Origin of the sequence: Kribbella yunnanensis, assembly GCF_039529655.1 — a bacterium.
In the GTDB taxonomy this organism is placed as follows: Bacteria; Actinomycetota; Actinomycetes; order Propionibacteriales; family Kribbellaceae; genus Kribbella; species Kribbella yunnanensis.
Map to the genome: position 1 here is coordinate 68,346 of NZ_BAAANF010000013.1, position 24,571 is coordinate 92,916.

Annotated in this window: 20 protein-coding genes; 10 read left to right on the plus strand and 10 right to left on the minus strand. The window is 67.1% G+C overall.

The window, feature by feature from the left end; all coding sequences use genetic code 11:
* Positions 1-751: 751 nt before the first annotated feature.
* Positions 752-1,372, plus strand: coding sequence for a response regulator (locus tag ABD231_RS18260; protein WP_344152873.1), 621 nt, complete (start codon positions 752-754; stop codon positions 1,370-1,372).
* A gap of 531 nt (positions 1,373-1,903) precedes the next feature.
* Here ABD231_RS18260 and ABD231_RS18265 read toward each other — a convergent pair.
* The 9 genes from ABD231_RS18265 to ABD231_RS18305 all read right to left on the minus strand — a co-directional run bounded on the left by ABD231_RS18265 (position 1,904) and on the right by ABD231_RS18305 (position 12,943).
* Positions 1,904-2,311 carry a hypothetical protein gene (locus ABD231_RS18265; RefSeq protein WP_344152876.1) on the minus strand — a complete coding sequence of 136 codons (408 nt, stop codon included), beginning with the start codon at positions 2,309-2,311 and terminating at the stop codon, positions 1,904-1,906.
* 476 nt (positions 2,312-2,787) lie between these two features.
* Positions 2,788-4,032 (minus strand): CehA/McbA family metallohydrolase, encoded by a 1,245-nt coding sequence (locus ABD231_RS18270; protein WP_344152879.1) that lies wholly within the window; start codon positions 4,030-4,032, stop codon positions 2,788-2,790.
* Positions 4,032-5,288 (minus strand): ABC transporter ATP-binding protein, encoded by a 1,257-nt coding sequence (locus tag ABD231_RS18275; protein ID WP_344152881.1) that lies wholly within the window; start codon positions 5,286-5,288, stop codon positions 4,032-4,034. Before ABD231_RS18275 ends, ABD231_RS18270 begins: the two co-directional genes overlap by 1 nt.
* Positions 5,288-6,109, minus strand: a complete 822-nt coding sequence (locus tag ABD231_RS18280) for a carbohydrate ABC transporter permease (RefSeq protein ID WP_132412556.1) — start codon at positions 6,107-6,109, stop codon at positions 5,288-5,290. The genes ABD231_RS18275 and ABD231_RS18280 overlap by 1 nt, the downstream gene beginning before the upstream one ends.
* Positions 6,106-7,029, minus strand: a complete 924-nt coding sequence (locus ABD231_RS18285; RefSeq protein ID WP_344152887.1) for a carbohydrate ABC transporter permease — start codon at positions 7,027-7,029, stop codon at positions 6,106-6,108. The genes ABD231_RS18280 and ABD231_RS18285 overlap by 4 nt, the downstream gene beginning before the upstream one ends.
* Complete coding sequence (locus tag ABD231_RS18290; RefSeq protein WP_344152890.1) at positions 7,029-8,447, minus strand: extracellular solute-binding protein; 1,419 nt, start codon at positions 8,445-8,447, stop codon at positions 7,029-7,031. The genes ABD231_RS18285 and ABD231_RS18290 overlap by 1 nt, the downstream gene beginning before the upstream one ends.
* A gap of 597 nt (positions 8,448-9,044) precedes the next feature.
* Positions 9,045-9,812, minus strand: a complete 768-nt coding sequence (locus ABD231_RS18295) for a hypothetical protein (RefSeq protein ID WP_344152893.1) — start codon at positions 9,810-9,812, stop codon at positions 9,045-9,047.
* 404 nt (positions 9,813-10,216) lie between these two features.
* Complete coding sequence (locus tag ABD231_RS18300) at positions 10,217-10,621, minus strand: hypothetical protein (RefSeq protein WP_344152896.1); 405 nt, start codon at positions 10,619-10,621, stop codon at positions 10,217-10,219.
* A 15-nt stretch (positions 10,622-10,636) separates the two neighbouring features.
* Positions 10,637-12,943 carry a DEAD/DEAH box helicase gene (locus tag ABD231_RS18305; RefSeq protein ID WP_344152899.1) on the minus strand — a complete coding sequence of 769 codons (2,307 nt, stop codon included), beginning with the start codon at positions 12,941-12,943 and terminating at the stop codon, positions 10,637-10,639.
* Positions 12,944-13,126: 183 nt separating this feature from the next.
* Between ABD231_RS18305 and ABD231_RS18310 the strand changes: the two genes are divergently transcribed.
* The 6 genes from ABD231_RS18310 (at position 13,127) to ABD231_RS18335 (ending at position 20,126) form a co-directional block, all read left to right on the plus strand.
* Positions 13,127-13,486 carry an STAS domain-containing protein gene (locus ABD231_RS18310; RefSeq protein WP_425554189.1) on the plus strand — a complete coding sequence of 120 codons (360 nt, stop codon included), beginning with the start codon at positions 13,127-13,129 and terminating at the stop codon, positions 13,484-13,486.
* Between the two features lie 238 nt (positions 13,487-13,724).
* Positions 13,725-16,031, plus strand: a complete 2,307-nt coding sequence (locus ABD231_RS18315; RefSeq protein WP_344152902.1) for a sodium-translocating pyrophosphatase — start codon at positions 13,725-13,727, stop codon at positions 16,029-16,031.
* 65 nt (positions 16,032-16,096) lie between these two features.
* On the plus strand, positions 16,097-17,296 hold the full coding sequence (locus ABD231_RS18320) for a DUF4142 domain-containing protein (RefSeq protein ID WP_344152905.1): 1,200 nt from the start codon (positions 16,097-16,099) through the stop codon (positions 17,294-17,296).
* 209 nt (positions 17,297-17,505) lie between these two features.
* Positions 17,506-18,480, plus strand: a complete 975-nt coding sequence (locus ABD231_RS18325) for an ABC transporter ATP-binding protein (RefSeq protein ID WP_344152908.1) — start codon at positions 17,506-17,508, stop codon at positions 18,478-18,480.
* Entirely contained in the window at positions 18,480-19,226 is a 747-nt protein-coding gene (locus tag ABD231_RS18330) for a hypothetical protein (RefSeq protein WP_344152911.1), read from the plus strand. Before ABD231_RS18325 ends, ABD231_RS18330 begins: the two co-directional genes overlap by 1 nt.
* Before the next feature lie 108 nt (positions 19,227-19,334).
* Positions 19,335-20,126: a DUF2785 domain-containing protein gene (locus ABD231_RS18335; protein WP_344152914.1), complete on the plus strand. Its 792-nt coding sequence runs from the start codon at positions 19,335-19,337 to the stop codon at positions 20,124-20,126.
* Here the strand turns inward: ABD231_RS18335 and ABD231_RS18340 are convergent.
* Positions 20,117-21,115, minus strand: coding sequence for an iron-siderophore ABC transporter substrate-binding protein (locus tag ABD231_RS18340; RefSeq protein WP_344152919.1), 999 nt, complete (start codon positions 21,113-21,115; stop codon positions 20,117-20,119). The two genes, ABD231_RS18335 and ABD231_RS18340, sit on opposite strands and share 10 nt — an antisense overlap.
* A 343-nt stretch (positions 21,116-21,458) precedes the next feature.
* Here ABD231_RS18340 and ABD231_RS18345 point away from each other — a divergent pair, with 343 nt between their 5' ends.
* The 3 genes from ABD231_RS18345 to ABD231_RS18355 all read left to right on the plus strand — a co-directional run bounded on the left by ABD231_RS18345 (position 21,459) and on the right by ABD231_RS18355 (position 24,500).
* A complete protein-coding gene (locus ABD231_RS18345; protein ID WP_344153614.1) occupies positions 21,459-22,766 on the plus strand; it encodes a cytochrome P450 in 1,308 nt (435 codons plus the stop codon).
* Position 22,767: 1 nt separating this feature from the next.
* A complete protein-coding gene (locus tag ABD231_RS18350) occupies positions 22,768-23,241 on the plus strand; it encodes an NUDIX domain-containing protein (RefSeq protein WP_344152922.1) in 474 nt (157 codons plus the stop codon).
* A gap of 314 nt (positions 23,242-23,555) precedes the next feature.
* Positions 23,556-24,500 carry an ABC transporter substrate-binding protein gene (locus ABD231_RS18355; protein ID WP_344152925.1) on the plus strand — a complete coding sequence of 315 codons (945 nt, stop codon included), beginning with the start codon at positions 23,556-23,558 and terminating at the stop codon, positions 24,498-24,500.
* The last annotated feature ends 71 nt before the right edge of the window (positions 24,501-24,571 follow it).

The following is a 24,571-nucleotide window of genomic DNA, read 5'->3' on the forward strand; positions in this document are numbered from 1 at the left end:
AGGCCCCCTCCCCAACCCACCCCGCTAACCCACCCACCACCCCACCCGACTCCGCAACACAACACCGCCCACCCCGCTCCCCGCACCACACCCGCGCGCCCCCGGACGCCAAAGCCACCCACGACCGTGCCACCCACGACCGCGCGTCCGCGGGTCCGTGCGCCACCGTGCGAGCGGGCCACCGCCGACCCACCGTGCTCGGGGGGATGGCACGCCTCGACCTCCTGGGGTGGCCCCAAGCCGGCTAGTTGAGCGGTTCGGGTTGGCGTCAAGAGCGGTGCTGTACGGCGCCGCTGGGGAGCGCTACCCCACCGAATCGGCAGGTAGCGCTCCCCGGTCGCATGCAGCGTGGTGGTGCTCCCCGGACCGGTTTGGGGAGTTAGGTCGCGGCTGGCTCGGTTGACGCCGCCGAAGACTGCCTTAGCCAGCCGGCCTTGGGGTGGTGCCATTCGAGTCCGTTGTGATTGGTAGGGGCGCACTCGGGTGATGGGCGAGTGACGTGGCTCGGTCCTAGCTTGGTTCGGGGTGGGTGACGCGGAGCTGCAGCGGTGAGGGGTGAGCGACACGGCACACCGTGGGCCGGGGTGACTGGGGGTGCCGGGGCGGTCGCGATCTGGTCGCAATCTGGTAGAGATGCCGCGTTGATCTGGACGGGGTGTGGCGGCGGCCTTCATGATCTGGAACCGACGTTCTGCCCACTATCTCCCGGACGCACTTCCCCGGCGCCCGGACGGTGACCCCGGAGGCTCGTTTGCCCGACCCCATCCGGCTGTTGCTGGTCGACGACCAGATCCTCAGCCGAGGCGTCCTCAGGAACGGTCTGGAGCGCGAACGCGACCTCAAGATCGTTGCCGAGATCAACAGATCCGACGATGTCGTCGGTGCCGCGAAACAGCACCGTGCGAACGTCGCTCTGCTGGACGCCGCCGGTCCGGGGACCGCCAGCATCTCCGTCACCACCGAGCTTCGCACGCTGATCCCTGAGTGCCGGGTCGTCATCCTCACCACGTACGGCCGTCCGAATCACCTTCGGCGTGGGCTCGAGGCGGGCGCCAAGGGGTTCGCACTCAAGGGTTCGCCGGCACCGCAACTGGCCGATGCTGTCCGTCGGGTGCACCTGGGTCTGCGAGTCGTCGACGCCAACCTCGCTGCCGAGTCACTCAGGTATTCCGACACCCCGCTGAGCCACGACGAGACCGACACCCTCCGCGCGGCCCGTGACGGTGGTTCGGTCGCGATGATCGCTCGGTCACTCCATGTCTCCGAGCGCGTCGTCCGGCGCCGTCTCTGGTCTGCCATCGGCAAGACCGGCGCCCGAACCCGCTCCGACGCCATCCACATCGCCGAACACAACGGCTGGCTCCTCGACTGACCCGCCGATGTCGGCACCGACCTGAGGTAGTCCGGTGGCGCGGCGTTCTCCGCGTCTGGAAGTCGGCGCCCAGGTCGCCGACGAGGCACTGCGTGTCCTTCGATGTAGGTAAGGACACGTAGTAGTCGAGTGGCGCGGCAGTCTCCACGCCTGGGAGCTGGCGCCCGGGGCGACGGCGAGGCACTACGTGTCCATCGACGTCGGTAAGGACACGTAGTAGTCGAGTGGGACGGCAGTCTCCACGCCTGGAGGCCAGCGTCCGGGGCGCTGGCGGGGCACTACTACGTGTCATTCGCGACATCGTTCCCGCTGCGGAACGCAGGGGTACCCCTGCGGCGCCCGCTGAATCTTCCGACGGACAGAACGAGGGGTATTGCTGCGGCGCCGGCTGAATCTTCCGACGGACAGGACGTATACGGCCTGTCGGCGTGCCCGGTTGTCGGACGTGAGTGTGCCGGCGACACCCAGTAGGTCTATACGTCCTGTTCTTCGGAAGATCGCGGATGGGCGGAGGCAGGAAGTGCGGTGGGGCTAGAGGTTGTCTAGTTGGGTCCAGAGCCAACTAGGGCCGGTGGTGGTGGCGCCTAGGGGTTGTACTCGTTGGCGGAGGCCTCGGTCGGCGGTTACTACGGTGACGGTGCGTGGGGTGGTGAGGGACAGGTAGTCCGCGGTTACTTCGGTGATGGTGTCGTCGCCGGAGGCGGGAGCAAGGATTACGCGGAGCGGGGCCAGGTCTAGGGGGTCGCCGTCCAGGGCTTTGCGGGCGGCGCCTTCGAGGATTACGGCGATGGTGGTGCTGGGGAGAGTTTGCTGGAGGTGGGCGAGCTTCAGGAGGAGGCGACGGGCGGCTCCGGGGCGGTCGCGCCACCAGCCGTCGGGGCGGGAACCGATCACGTTGGCGGCGTCGACCACGATGACCTGCTCGTCGGGGCTGCTCATGTCGTCAGTCTGCCTGCTTCCCAGACAACCAGACCGCATGGCGCGGACCGCCGCCACTCACCAACTCCTGTGGCACCTGCTCCACCACGCTCAACCTCAGGCCGGCGACTGCGGTTGGAGGGGGTTGGTGAGTGCCGGGCGCCGCTGAGAAGTAGTTGGACGCGACGCAGTGGGCTGGACCATGCCACTTACCTCCGCGAGACACGCTCAACCGCCGCCGGCCGACCGTCGGTGGAGGCGGTTGGCCAGTGCCGCAGGTCCGACTCAGAAGCAGGTGGATCGCCCGCGCCCTGGGACAGTTGCGGCGAGTGCAGCGGCGGCCTCGTGTCGCTGCGCTCCTTCAACGTGGTCAGCAGGCTGTCCCGACCCGAGCGTGCTGGCGCGCGCAGGTGTCGAACCTGATGCCTTGGGTGCGGGCTACTCCAGACGTCCCGGGTCCTGCTCCACCGCGCTGATGCTTCGGCGGGCGACTGGGGCTAGGTGCAGCTGGAGAGGAATTGGCCGGTGTGGGTTACGAGAGTGTGAGGGCCGGGGGCGGCGGGGAGTTGGTGGTGGGGGGAGGTGATGGGGTGGCGGGTGCCGTTGGGGGATAGGACGAGGGTGTTGGGGGCGTCCAGGGCGAGCAGGGTGTCTTCTACTCGGAGGAGGACGGGGGCGGTGTAGGTGGTGGAGATGGCGGTGCGGCCGGCGGTTAGGGCTTGGAGCGTGGCTTCTACTAGTTCGGCGGGGGTTTCGGCTGCGGCGTCTACGGCTAGCCAGGTGGTGGGGGTGCCGATGGGGGTGGGGCTGGTGCGGTTGTGCCAGTCGCTGCCGCCGATGGCGACGGTGTCCAGGCCCCAGGCTTGCCACCAGGCGATGGGGCCGCCCCAGTGGTGGTCCAGCCAGGAGGAGTGCCAGATTTCGGCTAGTGGTGGGTGTTCGGTCAGGGGGTGGCGCCAGGCGCAGTCGCCGCCTAGGGGGTGGTTGATCGAGAGGAGGCCGCCTTGGCGGGCTACCTCGGTAACCCAGGTGGAGGCGGGTTGGCGGAAGTCGATGGCGGTGAGGTGGCCGAAGGCGTTGGCGTGGCCGGTGTCCGTGGTGACTTCCTGGCCGGGGATCAGGCCGATGCCGAAGCGGTCGCTCAGGCCGGGGAGTTCGCGGTGGTGGGCGATCGTGTTGTGATCGGTGATCGCGAGTACGTCGAGTCCGGCGGCGACGCCTAGTGCGGCCAGGTTGGCGATCGGGGTACTGCCGTCGGAGTGCAGTGAGTGGGCGTGGAAGTCACCGGCGATCCACTTCAGGCCTGGGGTGGCCGGGAGCGTACGGCGGGGTGGGCGCTCCGGTACGGCGATCGCGGCCGAAGCGTCGGCGTACGAGGTCAGACCGGGGATGTCGGCGACGGGTCCGGTGACTGCCTCGACGATGAGTTCGGCGCCTTCGGTGGGGAGGCGGTGGAGGCCGAGGACGACCCACCAGGTGCCGGGCTCGAGTTCGCCGGGGACGTAGCCGGGGGTTGCCGCGGTTGGGGTGATCGCGAAGGTCTGTCGTGCGCCTCCGGACCAGCCGCGCCAGCCGTCGGGGCCTTCGAGGCCGATGTCGATGACGACGCCGTCGATCGGCGGAATCGTCAACGTGACAAGGAGTCCGGGGCAGTCAGCCGGTACGTCGACCGGGAGCGAATGCCAGGGGGATTCGGCGCGGTCGTCGAGTGTCCAGCGGCGACGGTACGACGTGATTGCCATCAGGCGACCGTGGTGGGCTGGCGGGCGAGGAGTTCCCCGGACTCGCGGTCGTACAACAGCACGCGGTCGGGTGGTGCCGTGAGGAACACGGGCTTACCGGGCTCGGGTTCCTGTTCCTCGGGGACTGTCACGCCGATCAACGTCCCGTCGCAGTCGACGCTGACGAGTGACTGAACGCCAAGGTTCTCGGCGACCACGACAGTTCCCCGCAACCCAGGTCCGACGGCGTCGCCGGTGCTGAGGGTGAGGTACTCGGGCCGGATGCCGACGGTCACCTCAGCACCTTCGGGGACGGAATAAGTTGCTGCTGGCAAGCTTCCGCCGGCGACTGAAACCACCCCTACGCCGTTCCGGATCGAACTGTGGTGAGCACGGAGGGGGCGGCTCGCAGGCCCCGAACCGGTGGCTGAGGAGGCGGCGGCGTCGGCTGGGATGGCGTGATCGGCCGGCGTGGCGAGGATGGTGTCGTCTGCCGCGGTGGGCGAGGCGGCGAGGGTGTCGTCTGCTGCTGCGGCGACTACTCCGGGGAGGAGGTTCATGGGGGTGGAGCCGATGAAGTTGGCTACGAAGGTGTTGGTGGGGCGGGCGAAGACTTCTCGGGGGGTGCCTAGTTGGCGGAGTTTGCCGGATTCCATGACGGCTATGCGGTCGGCGAGGGCCAGGGCTTCGGCTTGGTCGTGGGTGACGAAGACGGTGGTGATGCCCAGGTCGCGTTGGAGCTTCTTGAGGAAGGTGCGGGCTTCGAGGCGGAGGCGGGCGTCCAGGTTGGAGAGGGGTTCGTCGAGCAACAGGACCTTGCCTTGGGAGGCGATGGCTCGGGCCAGGGCGACGCGTTGTTGCTGGCCGCCGGAGAGTTGGCCGGGGCGGCGTTCCAGGAGGCCGTCCAGGGAGAGTTCGCCGGCGGTGCGCTCAGCAGTCTCGGTACGCACAGCGGCGGCGACTCGACGTACCTTCAACGGGTAGGTGATGTTTTCGGCGACGCTCATGTGGGGGAAGAGCGCGTAGTCCTGGAAGACCATGGCGACTCCGCGCTTGCCGGGTTCGGTGCGGGTGACGTCGGCCGCGTCGATGCGGACGGTGCCTTCGGAGGCGGACTCCAGGCCGGCGATGGTTCGTAGCAGGGTGGTTTTGCCGCAGCCGGAGGGGCCGAGGAGGGCGAAGAACTCGCCGTCGGCGACGTGCAGGTCGAGTCCGTCGACGGCGCGGACGCCGTTGGGGTAGACGGTCGCGAGACCCTCGATGTCGATACCGGCCATCAGGACTTGATCCCTCCGTGGAAGCGGAACCCGTAGCGCGAGTTCACCAGTAGGTACAGAACGACGACGGGGATGGAGAACAGCAGCGAGAAGACCGGCAGGACCTGCAGGTTCACGCTGCCGCCTTCGTCGGTGAGCGTCTGCATCAGTACGGCGCCAGGTTGCAAATCGATCGACCGGATGAGCAGGAACGGCACCAGGAAGTTGCCCCAGGAGTTCACGAATGCCCACACCATGATCGTGGCCAGCCCGGGTCGGGCGACCGGCAGTACGACGTCGCGCAGGATCTGCAGCGTGGATGCGCCGAAGACCCGGGCCGACTCCTCATAAGACTTCGGGACCGCATCGACGAAGTCCTTCAGGATGAAGATTGCCGCTGGCAACAGTCCGCCGGTCATCACCAGCGCGACACCGAACCGCGAGTCGATCAACCCCAGCTGGTAGATCATCACGAAGATCGGCACCATGGCCGCCGTACCGGTGACGACCGACGACAGCAGCAGAAGCCCGTACAGCAACGCGTCCCGACCGGGGATCCGCACCCGCGACAACGCATAGCTGGCCAGCGCGGCAAAAGCAGTCACAGCCAACGCGGTAGTGATGCAGATGATCAATGAGTTGACCATCGAGTGCAGCGCATAGGGATGGTCGAGGGTCTTCCGGACGTTCTCAAAAGTCCAGTCCGGCCAATGCACGCCCAGACCCGGATTCTTGTCGAACGGCGCGGACGCGATCCACAACATCGGTACGGCGAAGAACACCGTGATCGCGCAGATCAGCACGTAGAAACCGATCCGCCGTACCACGTAGGCCGGTGTCATGCGCGCCTCCTCAGCAGCCGAAGGTAGATCAGCGAGACGAGCAGGTTCGCCAGCAGGAGCAGGAAGGAGATGGCCGACGAGTAGCCGAGCTCACCGCCTTGCAGCGCGACGTTGTAGATATACACAGGCACGGTCTCGGACTCGTGGTTCGGTCCGCCCTTGGTGAGCAGGAACGGCGAGAAGTCGTTGGCTGTCCACAGGGAAATCAACAGGGTGTTGGTAAGTACGTGACCGCGGATGTGCGGGAACACCACATCCCGCAACGTCTGCCAGCCCGACGCCCCGACCATCCGTGCCGATTCCAACTGTGATGGCGGAACCGCTTGCAGGGCCGACGAATAGAGCATCATCGAGAACGCCGTACCGCGCCAGGTGTTGAACACGACCAGGCACACCATCGGATAGTCGATCAGCCACGCAGTCCCCGTCGTACCGAGGATGCTGTTCAGCGTGCCGGTGTCCCGGTCGAAGAACGCGACCCACAGGTACGCGACCACGGTCGACGGCAGGATCCAGGCCAGCAACGTCAAAGCCTCGACGGTACGGCGTACTGCCGGGCGCGCGCGGCGCAGAATCCAGGCGAGGGTGAAGCCGAGGATGTTCTGGCCGATGATCGCCGAACCGAGGACGAACAGCATTGTCAGCCACAACGCATTGTGGAACAGGGCGTCGTTGAGCGCGCGGGTGTAGTTCGACAGGCCGACCATCGACGGGGAGACCGCCTCGATGCCGGTCAGCCGGTAGTTGGTGATGCCGATGTAGATCGTCCAGACCGCGGGGAACACCAGGAACGCGGCAATCAAGAGCAGCGCTGGAGCGACGAAGGCGAGCGCGCGGCCGATGCCGAGCCCGGCCACGTCCCGCGCGGGGGTGCGTCCCCGCGCCGGCTCGGCCGGCACGGGTGAGGAGGTGGCGGTCATCAGTTCGTGGTGACCTTGTCCTTGCCGCCGGCCGCGGTCTCGACAGACTTCTGGTAGGCCTTAGCAGCAACATCGGTGGTCTTGCCGCCGATCACGTCCGCGGTCGCCTGCTGCAGCGCAGCCGAGATCTTCGGGTACTCCGCCAGGCCCGGCCGGTACTGCGTGATCGGCAGCACCTTGGTGGCAACGAAGTTCAGCATCGGGTCACTGGCGAGGACCTCGGTGTTGACGTCGGTCCGCTGGGTGATCTTGGCGGCGCCGTTCAGGGATTCCTTGACCATCTCGGCGGAGTTCATGAACTGCAGCAGCTCCCACGCCTGCTGCGGGAACTTGGTGTTCGGGTTGATCACCGTCGCCCCGCCACCGGACATCGACACGAAGTCCTGGCCCTTGACGCCGCCACCCGGCTTGGCAGCCGGGATCAGGGCGTAGCCGACAGCGCTGTCGCGGTCGGCCATCTTGGCGACGCCGGCCTTCGGTTCCACGACGCTGCGCCAGAAGTAGTCGCTCTCCAGCAGGATGCCGATCTTGTTCGCGGCGAACTCGGCGAACGACTTGTCGCGGCCCTTGGCCTCGCGCTGCAGCACCGGATCACCCAGTCCCGAGCTGTAGATCTGGTGGTAGAAGTCGAGCACCTGACGCAGCTGCGGGGTGTCGCCGAGCCACTTGCCGTCGGTATTGATCGCCGCGCCGGTGCCGACCAGCAACGGCAGGACGCCCTGCATGGTGGTCGCCTCGCCCATCGCCGTACCGCCGTTGATCTGGATCGGCGTCACCCCGGACAGCGCCTTCAGCTTCTGACCGGCCTGGATGATCTCGTCCCACGACTTCGGCTGCCAGTCCGCCGGGAGCCCGGCCTGCTGGAACAGCTTCTTGTTGAAGTACAGAACGCGGCCGTCGGTACCACCGGGAACGCCGTACCGCTTGGTCTCGAAGGTGCCGAGCTGCTGCACCGACTCGGGGATCTGCTTCCAGCCGTCCCAGTTGTCCACCTTGGCCGCGTCGCCGACGGTGTCGGTGAGCGGTTTGATGTACCCGGCCTGGGCGAACTCGCCGACCCAGATGCCGTCGATCGAGATCAGGTCCGGGCCGGACTTGTTCGACAGGTCCAGGGACAGCTTCTGCTTGTAGACCTCGTCGTCGGAGCCGTCGCCCTGGAACTTGACCGTGACGTCGACGCCCTTGGCCTTCTGGTCGGCGACGAACTTCGGGATCAGCACGTCCTCGGTGAAGGTCGCGCCGGCGCTGCTCTTACCGCCTTTGACCGCGTTCGAGCCGATGGTCAGCTCGACCTTCTTGGCGTCGGCGTTGCGGTTCGCGTCCTGGTCGCCGGAACCCGACGAACCGAGGCAGCCGGTCAGCAGCAGGGCGGCTGTGGTGCCGAGGGCAACGGTCGTGGACAGCCGGAGTGATCGCATCAGAGGGCTCCTTGCGAGGGTCAGTTCTGCGCGTGCCGGTCAAACATTGACACTGCGCGGCGGCTTTGTGAAGACAATTGCCCAAACGGTGTACGGCGGGTAGTCGCCGCTCCGGCGGCGGTTACCGGGAGTCGCGATCCGGCGTCAAGTCGGAGTCCGCCGGGGAGCATTGCGGGTCCGTTAAAGTGCGCTCAAGGTTCTGTCGCAACCGGTAGTGGAGTAGATACAGAACGTGAAGTCGCGTTGTAGCGTCTTGCCGTTCGGTTCATCGGATCGGAGGTGACTGCGAATGTTGTATTCGGTTCTTCACCTGGTAGACGACCTGCTGTTCGGGCACTGGCATCACGGCCACTGGTGCTGGTGGTGACAGGCACCGACTGGTGAGTCCTGCTGAGGGAGGGCCCGGACGGTGACGACGGCGTACGGCTCCCGCTGACGCGCAAGCAGCGGAATCCCGCGCCGATCCCCGAGCACCGAACCACCTGACCGACGACGGATCGCCAGATCTCACAACTGAAAGCAGTGTCGATCTCTAAGGAGTGAGAAAACAGCCGGCCCCGACAATGTCGGGGCCGGCTGTCCGTTGGTGCTACAGCGTTACTTCTGTGCCAGCTGCATCATCTGCTTGGGCAGCACCGTCATCTGGGCCGGGATCGGCAGCTTCGGCCGAACCAGTTCCAGCAGGCTGCCTGCGGCGTTCGCGATCGGCAGCGGCAGGGCCAGGCCCAGCGATGCCAGCAGCGCGTTCACCAGAGCCAGGACTGCGCCCAGGATGTCCAGACCCGGCAGCGGCAGTGCGCTCCAGCCCTGGACCGGTGTGCCGGTCGCACCCATGCTTCCGGTCGGTTGTGCCTGCTTGGCCTTCCCCTTGCCAAGCAGTGAGGTGAGAGCAAGACCGCTCGCGTCGTTCACGAACGTGCCGGCGCTCTCGTCGTAGCTCCACTTCTGGCCGTCGCCGCTACGGCACGGCAGCACCAGCAGTGGGGCCGCGGCCGGAACCTTGGCCAGGTCCGCACCGCTGTCCAGGCAGGCTCCGGTCTTCGCAAGGGCGCCACCGACGCTCTTGCTCATCGCGACCTGCAGCTGGCCGGACTCGGTGTAGATCCACTCCTGGGTCTTGCCTTCCTTGCCCGGAGCACAGGCCATCATGACCGCCATCGGGACCGAGGCGGCCGCGACGAAGGTGAGGCAGTAGCGGGTGTCGGCGCGGGTGGCGATCTGCTTCGCCACGCCGATCTCCACGCCCGGGGTGGATCCACGCTCGGTGGCCACGTTCGCGGCCTGGGCCGGGATCGCCGTGGCCAGTGCGACGCTGACCGCGAGGACTACCACGCCGGTACGGCTGAACAGTTTACGGGTGATCAAGACAACCTCCGAAGGTCGTACCATCTCGCGGCGTCAGGTCGTCGGGACCCCGTTACGAGAGCCGGTCCGTGTTTCCGGGAACCGCTTCGCCACCCCTTGCGCGGTGGGCGGGTTGCGGGTCGATCCCCCGTGAGGAGGCGGTGTGGCCCGGAAGGCCGACAGTGACTCAACGCGACGTTGACGCCACGACCAGTAATGCACAGCTCGGTCGGAGTTGGTGATGGCAAGACGGCGGAACTTGATGCCAATGGCAACTAACTGCCAGCAAAAAGTCGTTGCGGTGGGCATCGAAATCCGGCTGCGGGGTGGCCGTGCCCGGGCTGTGTTTTGATCGAGATGTTCCGGACATCAACGGATACTGGGGTAGTCCACTGTGTTGGTTGATGCCCTGGGCAACAGAGTTGTCAGTGGGGCTGCTTGGTGTCCGTGGTGTCGGAGGCCACGTGCTGCTCGGTGGCCAGTCGCTCGGAACCGGTTGTCTCGTCAGCTACCTCTGCGTCGCGGTCCTCGGTCAGTTCCGGAGTCTCGTCACGCTCGGTCACAGCGGGCTGGGTCCTGGTGGCAACCTGGGCGCGCAGTGCGCGCACCTCCTGGTGCCGGCGCCAGCCGCGGGTCGCACCCTTCTTCGTCAGCCACAGTCCGGCCACCAGGGCAGCGCCCGCGGCCGCGCCGAGGAAGAACAAGGTCGGCACATTCACGCCGAAGTCGATGCCGAACACCGTCATGGTGGTGGACTCGGTCGACGAGACCGAGACGCCCAGGCCGAACAGTACGGCGATGACGATCAGAACGATTCCGAGGACGAACATGGCGCACGCTGCCTTTCAGGCCTCACTACTGAGTAGTGCGGTGAGCAGCGCCACCGCGCCGCTCTTGTCGAGTGGGTTGTTCTGGTTCCCACACTTGGGTGACTGTACGCAGGATGGGCAGCCATCCGTGCACTCACAGTGTGCAATGGCATCCCGTGTCGCGGTCAACCACTCGCGAGCTGCCGCGTACCCGTGCTCTGCGAAACCCGCTCCGCCGGGGTGGCCGTCGTACACGAAGACGGTGAGGCGGCCGGTATCCGCGTGCCGGGCGGTGGAGACGCCGCCGATGTCCCAGCGGTCGCAGGTGGCGAACAGTGGGAGCAGTCCGATCGAGGCGTGTTCGGCGGCATGCGCAGCACCCGGTACGTCGTCCAGTCCGAGCGCCTCGACCGCGGAGTCGGGCACCGTCCACCAGACCGCCTTGGTCCGCAGCGTCCGTTCCGGCAGATCGAGTGGCTGCTCGTCGAGGACATCGCCGGTCGAGATCAGCTTGCGCTGGAACGAGATGACCTGGCTGGTCACCTGGACCCAGCCACGCGACAGCTCGGCCGTCCCCCAGCCGCGGGTCTCCTCGGTTGCCAAGACGCTGATCTCGGTCACGTCGCGAGCGAACGTCGTGTAGTCCGGCGCGGCTGGCTCCACGATCGCAGCGTGACCCTCCAGGTCGAGCGTGCGAACCAGATAGGACTCACCGGCGTGCACGTAGACAGCTCCCTCGTGCACCGAAGCATGCGCCGAGCCGCCGTCCACAGTGCCGAGCAGACGACCCGTCTGGTCTTCCACGATCTGCACTGTCTTGCCACCGGCCGAGCGGATGTCGATGGCGTCGACAGCGCGCTCACGCCGGGTCCAGAACCAGCCATGCGGTCGCTCGCGCAGCGCCCCCTGCCGAACCAGCTGGGCGATCACCGTTGGCGTCGTACTGCCGAAGACCTCATAGTCCGCCGCAGTGAGCGGCAGCTCTTGTGCAGCCGCACAAAGCTGCGGTCCGAGGACGTAAGGGTTCTCCGGGTTGAAGATGGTCGCTTCAACTGGTCGCCCGAAGACTGCGGTCGGGTGGCGAACCAGATAGGTGTCCAGCGGATCGTCGCGAGCCACCAGCAATGCCAGAGCGTCCCCACCGGCCCGACCAGCGCGACCGGCCTGCTGCCAGAGCGATGCGCGCGTGCCAGGCCAGCCAGACAGCAGTACGGCGTCCAGCCCGGCAATGTCGATTCCGAGCTCCAGGGCGTTCGTGGCGGCGACTCCGGTCAGCTCGCCGCTCTGCAGCATGCTCTCGAGCCGCCTGCGCTCCTCCGGCAGATAACCAGCCCGGTACGCCGACACCTGGTCCATCAGCGTGGGGTCGACCTCGGCCAGGTTGTCGCGAGCTGTCATCGCCACCGTCTCGGCGCCACGTCTCGAACGGACGAACGCGACCGTCCGGACGCCCGACACGACCAAGTCGGTCAGTAGGTCGGCCACCTCGGCCGGAGCAGAGCGCCGTACCGGGGCGCCGTTTTCACCATGCAAAGAGGTGAGCGCTGGTTCCCACAGACCGAAGGCGATACCGCCGCGCGGTGAACCGTCGTCGACGACCTCCACCATCGGCAGACCGGTCAGCCGCTCACCCGACACCGCCGGCTCGGCAACCGTCGCGGATGCACAGACGAAGACCGGATTGGCGCCGTACTGGGCGCAGACCCGTCGCAGCCGACGCAGTACGCCGGCCACATGCGCACCGAAGACTCCGCGGTAGTGGTGGCACTCGTCGATCACGACGTATTGCAGGCAGCCGAGGAAGCGAGCCCAGCGCTGGTGGTTCGGCAGGACGGACCGGTGCAGCATGTCGGGGTTGCTCAATACATAGGTGGCGTGGTCGCGAGCCCAGTCGCGCTCGGTGCGCTCGGAGTCGCCGTCCAACGTCGTCGGACGCAGCCCAGGCACCGTGTACGCCGAGACTGCACGCAACTGGTCGTGCGCCAACGCCTTGGTGGGAGAGAGGTACAGCACCGAGGCGGTCCGCCGATGCGGTGAAGCAGCCTGCGCGATGCTCAGCGTCGCAAAGGCAGGCAAGAGATAGCCCAGTGACTTGCCGGAGGCCGTCCCTGTCGCGACCACGACATGACGACCCGAGTACGCCGCCTCGGCCGTGGCGACCTGGTGGATCCACGGCGCCGCGATCCCGGCGTCGGCCAATTGGTCCAGCACCTCGGGTGGAACCCAGCGCGGCCACTCGCACGTCCGCCCCGGACGCGCCGGCACCGACTCCACATGGGTGAGCCGATCGGCCCGGCCGGTGGCGAGACGTCGCAGTACGGCGGCCGCCTCACCTTCACGCATGCGGTGAGCCTAGTTGGCCCCATGGACAGTGGAGTTCTGGTCCAGTCGTTGTGCACGGATTCGTGCACCCACCGGATGCGCGTGCGGATGCACGCGGCTTTTTGTGGACGGAGATCGACTTTCGATGCGGCGGGATGAAAGAGTTTTCCACAACGGTCCTTCTCACGGTCCGTACATGGTTGAATGCAGCAGTTCACGGGATCGGAGGCCGAAGTGGATCTGTCGCTGACCGCGCGCGCCGAGGGCGGGCGCACCGTCATCGAGGTGGCGGGGGAGATCGACGTCTACACCGCACCGAAGCTCCGCGAGAAGATCGCAGCGCTCGTCGACGACGGGGTCTACGACCTGGTCCTGGACCTGGAACGCGTGGAATTCCTGGATTCCACCGGCCTCGGGGTCCTCGTCGGCGGACTGAAACGGGTGCGCACGCACGACGGTTCGCTGGCGCTGGTCTGTACCCAGGAACGGCTGCTGAAGATCTTCCGGATCACCGGTCTGACCAAGGTGTTCGACATCCACCCGGACGTCGCATCAGCCATTTGAACGGCCCGTGAATGGCCTGGACCACAAGCGAAAAGGTGTCCGCATCGGCACTGTGCGTGACACTGCCGCCTGAGCGCCCCGGTATGGCGTAGACCACCCTGCCTGCAGGTCTGGTCGCGATGCCGCTAGAGTGACCCACCGCGTCATGTCCTTGGCGCTGTTTGTTATTTTCCCCAACCCTTCGGTTGCGGCAGATGGGGGCCGTCAAGCCTGGATGGGTTGCCTACAAGGAGGACGGATGTCCGCGCTGCTTGCACCACAAGCGGTGGATCTTTCGTCGAGCAACACCACACTGGTGATCGTCGTCGGAGTGATCGCGATCCTCGCGGTCGCCATTGCGATGGTTTTCCGGAGCCAGGTGTTGGCCGCGAACGATGGCACCGAGAACATGAAGACGATCGCCGCCGCGGTCCAGGAAGGTGCATCGGCCTTTCTGAGCCGGCAGTTCCGGACGCTGTCGATCTTTGCTGTGGTCGCGTTCCTGTTGCTGTTCCTGCTGCCCGCGCACACGGACGGCGACAACGCGACGACCCTGAAGATCTTCCGTTCCGTCTTCTTCCTGGTCGGTGCGGGCTTCTCCGCGCTGATCGGCTACCTGGGCATGTGGCTCGCCACGCGCGCCAACGTCCGGGTCGCCGCGGCCGCTCGTGACGAAGGTCGCGAGCCCGCGATGCGGGTCGCGTTCCGGACCGGTGGCACCGTCGGTATGTTCACCGTCGGCCTCGGTCTGCTCGGCGCCTCGGTGGTGGTGCTGCTCTTCAAGGGTGACGCCCCGACCGTGCTCGAGGGCTTCGGTTTCGGTGCCGCCATGCTCGCCATGTTCATGCGAGTCGGCGGCGGTATCTTCACCAAGGCCGCCGACGTCGGCGCCGACCTGGTCGGCAAGGTCGAGCAGAACATCCCCGAGGACGACCCCCGCAACGCCGCCACCATCGCCGACAACGTCGGTGACAACGTGGGTGACTGCGCCGGTATGGCCGCGGACCTGTTCGAGTCGTACGCCGTGATGCTGGTGGCGTCGCTGATCCTGGGTAAGGCCGCCTTCGGCGAGCAGGGCCTGATCTTCCCGCTGATCGTGCCGGCCATCGGCACCATCACCGCGGTCATCGGTGTCTTCCTGACCCGGCCGCGGACCGGCGAGAACGGTCTGCGCACGATCAACCGGGCGTTCTACATCTCCGCGGTGATCTCCGGACTCCTGTGTGCGGTGGCAGCGTTCGTCTACCTGCCGAGCAGCTTCGCGGACCTGACCGGCGCGGCCGGTACGGCGATCGCCAACAACGACGGCGACCCCCGCATCATCGCGACCGTCTCGGTCATCATCGGTATCGTGCTGGCCGCCATCATCCTGGCGCTGACCGGCTACTACACCGGCACCGAGGACAAGCCCGTCAAGGACGTCGGCAAGACGTCGCTGACCGGTGCGGCCACGGTCATCCTGTCCGGTATCTCGGTCGGCTTCGAGTCCGCCGTCTACACCGCCGTCGTGATCGCGGCAGCTGTGTACGGCGCCTTCCTGGTCGGCGGCTCCGGTGTCGTGGCACTGTTCGCGATCGCGCTGGCCGGTTGTGGTCTGCTGACCACCGTCGGCGTCATCGTCGCGATGGACACCTTCGGTCCGGTCTCCGACAACGCGCAGGGCATCGCCGAGATGTCCGGTGACGTGGACGGCGAAGCGGCTCAGATCCTCACCGAGCTGGACGCCGTCGGCAACACCACCAAGGCGATCACGAAGGGCATCGCGATCGCGACCGCCGTACTGGCCGCGACCGCACTGTTCGGTTCCTACACCGACGCGATCCGGACCTCGCTGGCCGACAACTACGCCAAGTTCGAGGCCGACGCGCTGGTCTTCAACCCGGGCACGCTGGTCGGCATCATCCTCGGTGCGGCCGTCGTGTTCATGTTCTCCGGTCTCGCGATCAACGCCGTCGGCCGGGCCGCCGGCGCGGTCGTCTACGAGGTCCGCCGGCAGTTCCGGGACATCCCCGGGATCATGGAGGGCACCGGCAAGCCGGAGTACGGCAAGGTCGTCGACATCTGCACCAAGGACTCGCTGCGCGAGCTGGCGACCCCGGGTCTGCTGGCGCTGACCGCACCGATCGCCGTCGGCTTCGGCCTCGGCGCCGCGGCGCTGGCCGGCTACCTGGCCGGTGCGATCGGCGCCGGCACGCTGATGGCGGTCTTCCTGGCCAACTCCGGTGGAGCCTGGGACAACGCCAAGAAGCTGGTCGAGGACGGTAACCACGGCGGCAAGGGTTCGGCCGCGCACGAGGCCACCATCATCGGTGACACCGTCGGTGACCCGTTCAAGGACACCGCCGGTCCGGCCATCAACCCGCTGATCAAGGTGATGAACCTGGTCTCGGTGCTGATCGCCCCGGCCGTCGTCGGCCTGTCGGCCATCGGCGAGGACGCCAACACGCCGCTGCGACTCGGCATCGCGATCGCCGCGGTCGTCGTACTGGCGGCCGCGGTCGTCGTCTCCAAGCGCCGGGAGTCGGTCATCGCCGACACCCCCGCCGAGGCGAACATCGCTGCCTGACGCACTACCCGTAACGGCCCGCCGGACCACGTGTCCCGGCGGGCCGTTCCGTTTACGGTTGACTTGTGAGACTTGCGCGAGTGCCGGCTATTTTGCTGCTCGTCGCGGCGGGCGTGCTGGGAACGGCCCAGCCCGCCGGCGCGGCGACGCAGCCCGATGCCGAGTACCTGAGCCCGGCCCACGCGCTCAACCTGACGATCATCGCCGCCGCCCACACGGCGTCCGGCCAAAGTACGTCGTCCTGTATCCGCAAGGTCGCCGGCCGGCTGGAACGCGACCATCGGAAACTCGCCGCCCAGGAGAACGCGGTCGCCGCCCGGCTCGATCTAGAGTTGGCGACGACGGTGGCGGCCGACCAGCGTCGGCAGTTGGTCGCGCTGGCCGCGAAGGCCGGGAAGAAGGGGTACGACGCCGCCTGGCTGCAGTTCCAGCGGGAACAGCACCAGGAGTACCTGAAGCTGGTCACGGGCGACATCCCGAAGTCGGCGTCCCCTGCGGTCGAGTCGGTAGCCGCCGGCGCGAAACCGGTGATCGAGATGGATCTGCGGATGGTGACCGGCCAGTGCAAGGCCGCGACGCCGACGCCGTCCGTCGACACCGGCGCCGGCGGCATGGTGGCGGATGCCCGGCAAGCGCGCTCCCGGGCCGCGCTGGGCCTGATCGTCCTCGGTCTCTTGCTGTTGCTGGTGGGCAAGTCCGTCCCGGTCCGCCGGCGGTTGCTCGGCATCGGCGCACTGGGTGTCGGCCTGGTGATGCTGCTCGGTGGTGCGGTGCAGGACACCGGCCAGGTACCGAAGGCCGCTGCCGGCCCGCAGGAGCGGGAGGCCGCCGTACCACCCGTCGAGCTGAAGGTGCCGGGCCTGCTGACCGTGCGGGTGCGGCCGGTCGCGGCCGGTGGGGACGGCCGGCTGCAGGTCCCGGCCACCGCCGACGTGGGGTGGTGGGCCGCCGGTGCAGCGCCCGGCGCCCAGGGTGGGACGGTGCTCCTCGCGGGGCATGTCGACACCGCTCGCGGACGGGGCGTCTTCGCCAAGCTGTCCGAGGTCCCGATGGACACGCGAGTGGCCGTGACGGACGGAGCCGGCGAGCAGCACTGGTACAAGATCGTCGCGCGCCGCACGTACCGGCAGAACAACCTGCCGCCGGACCTCTTCAACGGCTCGCAGAAACCGCGGCTGGCGCTGGTGACGTGTACCGGCGCCTACGACCACGCCGCCCACCGGTACAGCGACAACCTCGTCCTGTACGGCGTCCCGCTCGACTGACCCAACTGGTAGTCACTCCCGTTCTCGGGGGTGCTCGGGGTCCCGCTCAGGGGTTCAACCGATATCGCCCCGCACTGATCGGCAGCCAGAATCAACCCACGGGTGGACACACCGGGTCCGCCCCGGGTCCGATGATCTGGACCGGTCGGGCATCGATACTGAGACGACACAGCCCAAACTGGCGCGCCACCCGAACGAGGAGTACGGCGATGATCGAGGCACACGGCCTCACCAAGCGATACGGCGCCACGGTTGCCGTAGACAATCTGTCGTTCGAGGTGAATCCCGGCAAGGTGACCGGCTTCCTGGGCCCGAACGGCGCCGGCAAGTCGACCACCATGCGGATGATCCTCGGTCTGGACACCCCGACCGCCGGCGACGTGCTGATCGACGGCCAGCACTACAGCGATCTCAAGCGGCCGCTGACCAAGGTCGGCGCCCTGCTGGACGCCAAGTGGGTGCACCCGAACCGGTCCGCCCGCGCGCACCTGGCCTGGATGGCGGCGTCCAACCAGCTGCCGAAGAACCGGGTCGACGAGGTGCTCGAGATCGTCGGCCTGACCGAGGTCGCGGGTAAGCGCGCCGGTACCTACTCGCTCGGTATGTCGCAACGGCTGGGGATCGCCGGCGCGCTGCTGGGTGACCCGGAGATCCTGCTCTTCGACGAGCCGGTGAACGGCCTCGACCCCGAGGGCATCGTCTGGATCCGCAAGTTCATGCACCGGCTGGCCGACGAGGGCCGGACCGTGTTCGTGTCCAGCCACCTGCTGTCGGAGATGGCGCTGACCGCGGAGGAGCTCGTGGTCATCGGCCGCGGCCGCCTGATCTCGCAGTCCAGCACCAAGCAGTTCGTCGACCAGGCCAGCGGCAGCAGCATCAAGGTGCGCAGCCCGCAGCTCGGCCAGCTGCAGAACCTGCTGAACGGCGGTCCGATCAGCACCCGGATCGAGGATGTCGAGGACGAGGGCAAGGTCCTGTTCGTCGACGGCAAGATCAGCACCGACCAGATCGGTGAAACCGCCGCCGCCAACAACATCGTGCTGCACGAGCTGACCCTGCAGCGCGGCTCGCTCGAGGCAGCCTTCATGCAGATGACCGGCGACTCGGTCCAGTACCACGCGCACGACCAGGCGGGGCCGGTGCCGCCGACCGAGGTCGTCGTGGCAGAAGAGGAGAAGATCTGATGTCCCTGGTCACCGTGGAGCGGATCAAGCTCTTCAGCACCCGGTCGCCGTGGTGGTGCATGATCATCGCGCTGGCCCTGGCCGACGGTTTCATCACGCTCGGCTTCCTCTTCGCGCCGGACGACGTCAAGGCCACCTTCACCCCGGCCGCGACGCAGGGCACCTACCTGTTCGGCATGATCGTGATGATGGCGATGGCCTGCCTCGCGATCACCACGGAGTACCGGTTCGGCACCATCCGGACCAGCTTCCTGTCGGTCCCGAAGCGGATTCCGGTGCTGCTGTCCAAGACGCTGGTCGCCGCTGTCCTGAGCGGTCTGGTCGGTCTGGTCTCGGCCTTCGCGGCCTGGGGCTTGGGCTACGTCCTGGTCCCCGATGCCGACCTCGCGATCAACTCCGGCGCCGAGTGGCGCGCAGTTCTCGGCGTACCGCTGGTCTACGCACTGGCTGCGGTGCTGGCCGTCGCGATCGGCACGCTGGTCCGGCAGAGCGCCGGTGCACTGGCGATCGTGATCTGCTGGCCGCTGCTGCTCGAGGGCATCGGCCTGGCCATCCCGAAGGTCGGCGAGTTCCTGGCCGACTGGGGCCCGTTCTCGCGGGTCAGCTGGTTCCTGGGCGGTGAGCAGCCGGGCAGCGATCCGTCGGATGCAGTGATGTCGCCGACCTTGTCGCTGTTCTACTTCGCCGCGTGGGCCATCGGTCTGCTGGCGATCGCACTGGCAGTCGCGAAGAAGCGCGACGCGTAACAAAGCTCGGCCGGGCTGAGGGGTCCTGGTCGCTACGGCCCGTGGAACTTCGCGTTCCACGGGCCGTTCTCTTTGTGCTGACCTCGTGGCTCGTCTAGGGTCCGCCGCATGACTGACTGGACAGCCGTACGAGCTGACGACTTCGCCGTACCGGCTGATCGGCCGCTGGACGAGCTGGTGGGTGAGCTGTCGGAGCTGTTGCGGTCGGCTGATCCGATCGAGCGGGATCGGGTGGCGTACTCGACGTTGGCGACGTGGATCGGGCGTGGGGTGCTGTCCGAGGGGCAGTTGCGTGAGCTGGGCGACGAGATGGCGCGGCGGTTCGGGGACACCGAGATTCAGACGCGGACGTTCGCACCGTTGATCCTGGACTGCATCGTGTCGGCAGGAGTCTTCGAGGCGAGCTGGGTGCCACCGTTCGAGCGCTGGTACGTCGCTGAGACGGATCTGCGCGGGTTTGACGCGAAGCTGGGCTGGCTGCACGCAGTGGCGCACGGGGCCGACCTGCTGGGGACTCTGGGGCTCTATCCGGCGGTGGAGCCGGTGGAGATGCTGCGACTGGGCATCGGGCGGCTGCTGACGCCCACTGAGTACGTTCTGCGGGACATGGAGGACGACCGGCTCGCCTACGCGCTGGCGGCGACTCTGACGCGTTCTGAGCTCACTGCGGAGGATGCGACCGAGTGGCTGGTCCCAGCCTTCACTGGGATCGTTCCGGCGGGCTTATCGGTCAGTCCGGTGAACACCAACACCACTCGGACGTTGCGGGCGCTCTATGTGTTCGTGGACCGCGGTGTGCGGCTACCTGACGCGAGTGAGGCCACGCAGCTCCCGCATGCTGTGCAGATCAAGGCGCAGCTGGTCGAGGTACTCCGGCTGGTGTCGCGGAGCTACTTCTGAGGCATCGCACGCAGCACGGTCGTGAACTGCTGTAGACAGGTGTTGGCGGCTGAGACCGAGTACCCGTCCCACCAGGCTGTCGGATCCAGCCGCGCGACCCGACCGGCCTTGACCGCGGGCAGCTGGGTCCAGATCGCGTTGCTGGTATACGACTTGAACGTCTGGTCCGGTCCGGCGTTGAAAGCACCGCCGCCGAGGAAGTAGAGGATCACGTCGGCATCCGCGAGCACTCCGACGTGTTCGCGACCGATCGGGTAGTACGTCTCGGTACCACCCGATGTGGTGGTCGACCGATTCCGTCGTACGCCGATCTCGTCGAGAATCGTGGCGCCGAAGATCGGTCCACGGAGGATGCGCAGTTCGTCGTTCGTGAAGCGCAGTAGCGCGACGGAGTGCTTTGCCAGGAAGGCCTTGTGCTCGGTCTTCACCTGGAGGGAGCGCTCGCTGAAGCTGCCCAGCGCGGCGTCCTGTCTGCCGGATTCGCCGAGCAGGTCGGCGATCAGTCGTACCGACTCCTGCCAGGGCTTGCCCTTGCCGGCGTTCTCGTACGGGACTGTCGGGGCGATCGCGGACAGTTGCGGGTAGAGCTCCTTGATCCGCTGCAGGTTGCCGATGATCAGGTCGGGCTTGAGCTTGACCAGCTTCTCGAGGTTCGGCTGGTTGAAGCCGAGCGACTGGAAGTCCGCGGCCGGCCGCGGCAGGTAGCCGGGCACCGAGACGGCACCGTCGAGAGTCTCGGAAGCGACCAGCGGTGCACCGACCTCGAGGCTGACCTGCAGACCGCCGGATGCGTCCAGGGAGACCACGCGTTGCGGGGAGACCGGGATGTTCGTGTTGCCGAGTGGATGCTGCACGTTCCGGGTTGCGGCGATCGACGGCCGGATGTCACCGCCCGCGCCGCATCCGCTGAGGCCTGCGACAACCGCCGCACTCAGCAGGCCGGTGAATCCCCGGCGGCCCAGGGTGGCTTGGCTGGCGACGTACGGCATGCGGGTAAGGCTACCCTTGCTCAATGGAGTCCGGATCCCTCTCAGGGCATCAGCCGACGGGTGGTTCGCGCATCCTACTTTCGGCTGGGTTTTCCCTGAACTGCCCCCTAGGTACGGCGTGCCGTGGGCCCGGGCCCGGTACAGGTAGATTCCGGTGGCTGCAGAACCGTTGTCCGTGACAAGGTTCGAAGCAGGCACAAACTCTGGTCCCCTCCCAGGGTGGTGCCAACGCCACTACCGGAAGTAGTGCCTACACCATCAAGATCTGGTCCTCGGCACCGTTAACTTTTGGTTGACGGAAGCAGTCGGGGGCAGCAGTTTTCAGAGAGGGCGCGTGGAAGTCATGGTTGCGACATACCTGAAGAGATGGGTCGGCAACCGGATCCTCAGCAGGACCACCCGCAAGGGCGGTGGTCTCGACCTGCTGAAGTTGCGGGTGTTTCCCAGCGAGGTGACGCTGCCGCTGCGGCGGGAGGGCGTGGACCCGCAGCCCGCGCTCGGCGAGGTCCGCGAAACAGATCCGGTGCACCGGTTGGTGCACGTCTTCGGGATCACCGTCTGGCTGGTCACCGGGCACGCCGAGTCCAAGGCCGTGCTCGCCGACACCACGAACTTCAGCAACGACGTCCGGCACCTGATCGGCTCGGACCCGAACAAGCCGTCCGAGGGGATCGGCGGTCTCGGGTTCACCGACCCGCCGGACCACACCCGGCTGCGCAAGCTGCTCACCCCGGAGTTCACCAAGCGCCGGCTGGCCCGGCTCGAGCCGGTGATCGAGAAGATCGTCAACGACCAGCTCGACCTGATGGAGGCCAAGGGCCCGGTCGTCGACATCGTCTCCGACTTCGCCTTCAACGTGCCGTTCCTGCTGATCGCCGACCTGCTCGGCGTGGAGGAGCAGGATCGCGACCGCTTCCGCGCCCTCGGCCCGGCGCGGTTCGACGTGTCCGCCGGTGGGATCGGCCTGTTCGGATCGGCCAGTGAGTCGCGCGACTTCCTCTTCGAGATCGTCCGCAAACAGCGCGCGAACCCGGGTGACGGCCTGATCGGCTCGATCATCAAGGCCCAGGGCGACGACCTCGACGACGTCGAGCTCGGCGGTCTCGCCGACGGCGTCTTCCTCGGCGGCTACGAGACCTCGGCCAGCATGCTTGCTCTAGGCACCCTCGTGCTGCTGCGCAACCCCGAGAACTTCGAGCGGATCCGCAACGAACCCGGCGCCGTCGACCACATCGTCGAAGAACTCCTCCGCTACCTGACCGTCGTACAGGTAGCCTTCCCCCGCTTCGCCCGCCACGACCAGGAGCTGTTCGGCAAACCGGTCAAGAAGGGCGACCTGGTAGCCGTCTCCCTCTCCGGAGCCGACCGCGACAAGAACGTCTTCGGCGACGACGCCGAAGACTTCTACCCCCGCCGAGCCTCCTCGGCTGCTCACCTCGCCTTCGGCCACGGCATGCACCGCTGCGTAGGCGCCGAACTAGCCCGCATGGAACTCCGAGCCGCCTTCCTGGCCCTGGCTCACCGCTTCCCCAACCTTGCCCTCGCCGTACCAGAAGAGCAGCTCCGCTTCCGCGAACTCTCCATCGTCTACGGCCTGGACTCCCTCCCCGTCCAACTAAACGCCACCAAATCCCACCAAGCCGCCGGCTGACGTGACTGCAGTCCCCGACTACATCGCCCGGATGCCCCGCAAACGCCTAGCGGCCGCGGTTCTCATCCGGGACGCGGCCAACCGCGTGCTGCTGCTGGAGCCGACGTACAAGCTCAACTGGGAGCTCCCCGGCGGCATCGTCGAAGCCGACGAGTCGCCTTGGGCCGCCGCTTCCCGCGAGGTGGTCGAGGAACTGGGCCTCGAGCTCCCCCTCGGGCGGTTGCTGGTGGTCGACCACGTGCACGCGTACGACGACCGCCCGGACGGCATCAACTTCATCTTCGACGGCGGCCACCTCGCGAGCACCCCCACCACTTTCCCCGACGGCGAGATCCGCTCCGCCCACTTCATGACGGTCGCCGAAGCCGACCGCCACCTCAGACCTCAGATGGCCGGCCGCATCACCGCAGCCCTCGAGGCGTTGCGCGAAGGAACCACCCTCCTCTGCAACCACGGCGTACGAGTCACGGTGTGAGCACCCCGAGCATCTTTGTGTACCCACCAACCACGCGGAGCTCGCGAAAATGACTGGTGGGTACACAAAGTGGGACCTCGTGCACAAAGAGAAGGCGACCCACCTTTGGGTACGAGGAGCCGACGTGGGGCTGCCTGAGCTCGAGTGGTGGGAGTGTGTCGCCCGCAATCGTTTGCCGGCGGCAATCTCCGCACACTCGCAGTCTCCGGGCACGGTGGCTTCGGTCGCGGTGCGGCGCTTGGGTTGCGGGAAACGGTGGGTTGTTGGCGGTTGCGCGGGTGGTTGGTGGGGTGGGGGTCTAGTGGAATGGCGGGATGGATAGCGACGTGCGGGTTGGGGTTTTGGCGCCTTTGAGTTTGCCGGGGTGGGCGGCGGCGGGGCGGCAGTTGGTTGCGGGGGCTGAGGTGGCGGCTCGCGAGGTGGGGATCGAGCTGGTGGTTCGGGATACGCGGGCTGATCCGGTGGCGGCTGTTGCGGCGGTGGATGAGTTGGTGGGGTTGGGGGTTGCTGCGTTGGCTGGGGAGTATCACAGCGTGGTGGCTCGGGCGGTTGCCGGGCGGGCGGCGGAGGTGGGGGTGCCGTATTTGTGTTCGTCTGCGGTGATTGACGAGTTGGTTGCGGAGGCAACGGACTGGGTGGCTCGGATTGCGCCGGTGCAGTCGCGGGGGTGGCGGGTGTTTGCGGAGTATCTGGTGAGCATCGGGCACGAGCGGGTTGCTGTGGTGGCGCAGGCGAGTGTGTATTGGGCTGCTGGGGTGCGGATCCTGCGGGAGCACCTGCGTGAGGTTGTCGAGGTGAGCGTCGACTCGGTGTGTGATGAGTTGGCGGAGAGTGGGGCTACCGCGTTGTTGTTGCTGGTGGGGACTCCGGAGCCGGCGGTACCGATTGTTGAGGCTGTACGGGCGGATGGGCGCCTTGCTGACGTGTTGATCGGGGCTCCGGCGGGGCAACCGGAGTGGGCGGGGCTGACGGGCATCCCGTTCTTGCGTTACCTGCCTGAGGAATTGAGCCCACTCGGGGCTCGGGTTCGGGCAGAGCTGGGGGAAGACGCTTCGTTTGTTGCCTTTGAGGGGTACGACGCGATCACCGTGCTGGCGGAGTTGTTCCGGACCAACGGTTCCTGGTCGACGGTTGCGGTCGAGGGGAGTCGCGGACCGATCACGTTCGAGCGTGACCAAGGCATCTGGCAGTGGCGGTGGCCGGCGATCCAGGTGGTTGAGCTGGAAGCGGGGCAGTTTCGCATTTTGCATACCGGGTGAGCCGGACACTCGGGAAGAAATCTTTGCCCAACTATTACCGGACGTGTGGAATTTGTGGCACTAAGTGGCCG

Coding starts and splice junctions, on each gene's coding strand:
- ABD231_RS18265 (WP_344152876.1), bottom strand. CDS start 2,311: ATGAGCAGCCCCGACGAGCAGGTCATCGTGGTCGACGCCGCCAACGTG.
- ABD231_RS18270 (WP_344152879.1), bottom strand. CDS start 4,032: ATGGCAATCACGTCGTACCGTCGCCGCTGGACACTCGACGACCGCGCC.
- ABD231_RS18275 (WP_344152881.1), bottom strand. CDS start 5,288: ATGGCCGGTATCGACATCGAGGGTCTCGCGACCGTCTACCCCAACGGC.
- ABD231_RS18280 (WP_132412556.1), bottom strand. CDS start 6,109: ATGACACCGGCCTACGTGGTACGGCGGATCGGTTTCTACGTGCTGATC.
- ABD231_RS18285 (WP_344152887.1), bottom strand. CDS start 7,029: ATGACCGCCACCTCCTCACCCGTGCCGGCCGAGCCGGCGCGGGGACGC.
- ABD231_RS18290 (WP_344152890.1), bottom strand. CDS start 8,447: ATGCGATCACTCCGGCTGTCCACGACCGTTGCCCTCGGCACCACAGCC.
- ABD231_RS18300 (WP_344152896.1), bottom strand. CDS start 10,621: ATGTTCGTCCTCGGAATCGTTCTGATCGTCATCGCCGTACTGTTCGGC.
- ABD231_RS18305 (WP_344152899.1), bottom strand. CDS start 12,943: ATGCGTGAAGGTGAGGCGGCCGCCGTACTGCGACGTCTCGCCACCGGC.
- ABD231_RS18310 (WP_425554189.1), top strand. CDS start 13,127: ATGCAGCAGTTCACGGGATCGGAGGCCGAAGTGGATCTGTCGCTGACC.
- ABD231_RS18315 (WP_344152902.1), top strand. CDS start 13,725: ATGTCCGCGCTGCTTGCACCACAAGCGGTGGATCTTTCGTCGAGCAAC.
- ABD231_RS18325 (WP_344152908.1), top strand. CDS start 17,506: ATGATCGAGGCACACGGCCTCACCAAGCGATACGGCGCCACGGTTGCC.
- ABD231_RS18330 (WP_344152911.1), top strand. CDS start 18,480: ATGTCCCTGGTCACCGTGGAGCGGATCAAGCTCTTCAGCACCCGGTCG.
- ABD231_RS18335 (WP_344152914.1), top strand. CDS start 19,335: ATGACTGACTGGACAGCCGTACGAGCTGACGACTTCGCCGTACCGGCT.
- ABD231_RS18340 (WP_344152919.1), bottom strand. CDS start 21,115: ATGCCGTACGTCGCCAGCCAAGCCACCCTGGGCCGCCGGGGATTCACC.
- ABD231_RS18345 (WP_344153614.1), top strand. CDS start 21,459: ATGGTTGCGACATACCTGAAGAGATGGGTCGGCAACCGGATCCTCAGC.
- ABD231_RS18355 (WP_344152925.1), top strand. CDS start 23,556: ATGGATAGCGACGTGCGGGTTGGGGTTTTGGCGCCTTTGAGTTTGCCG.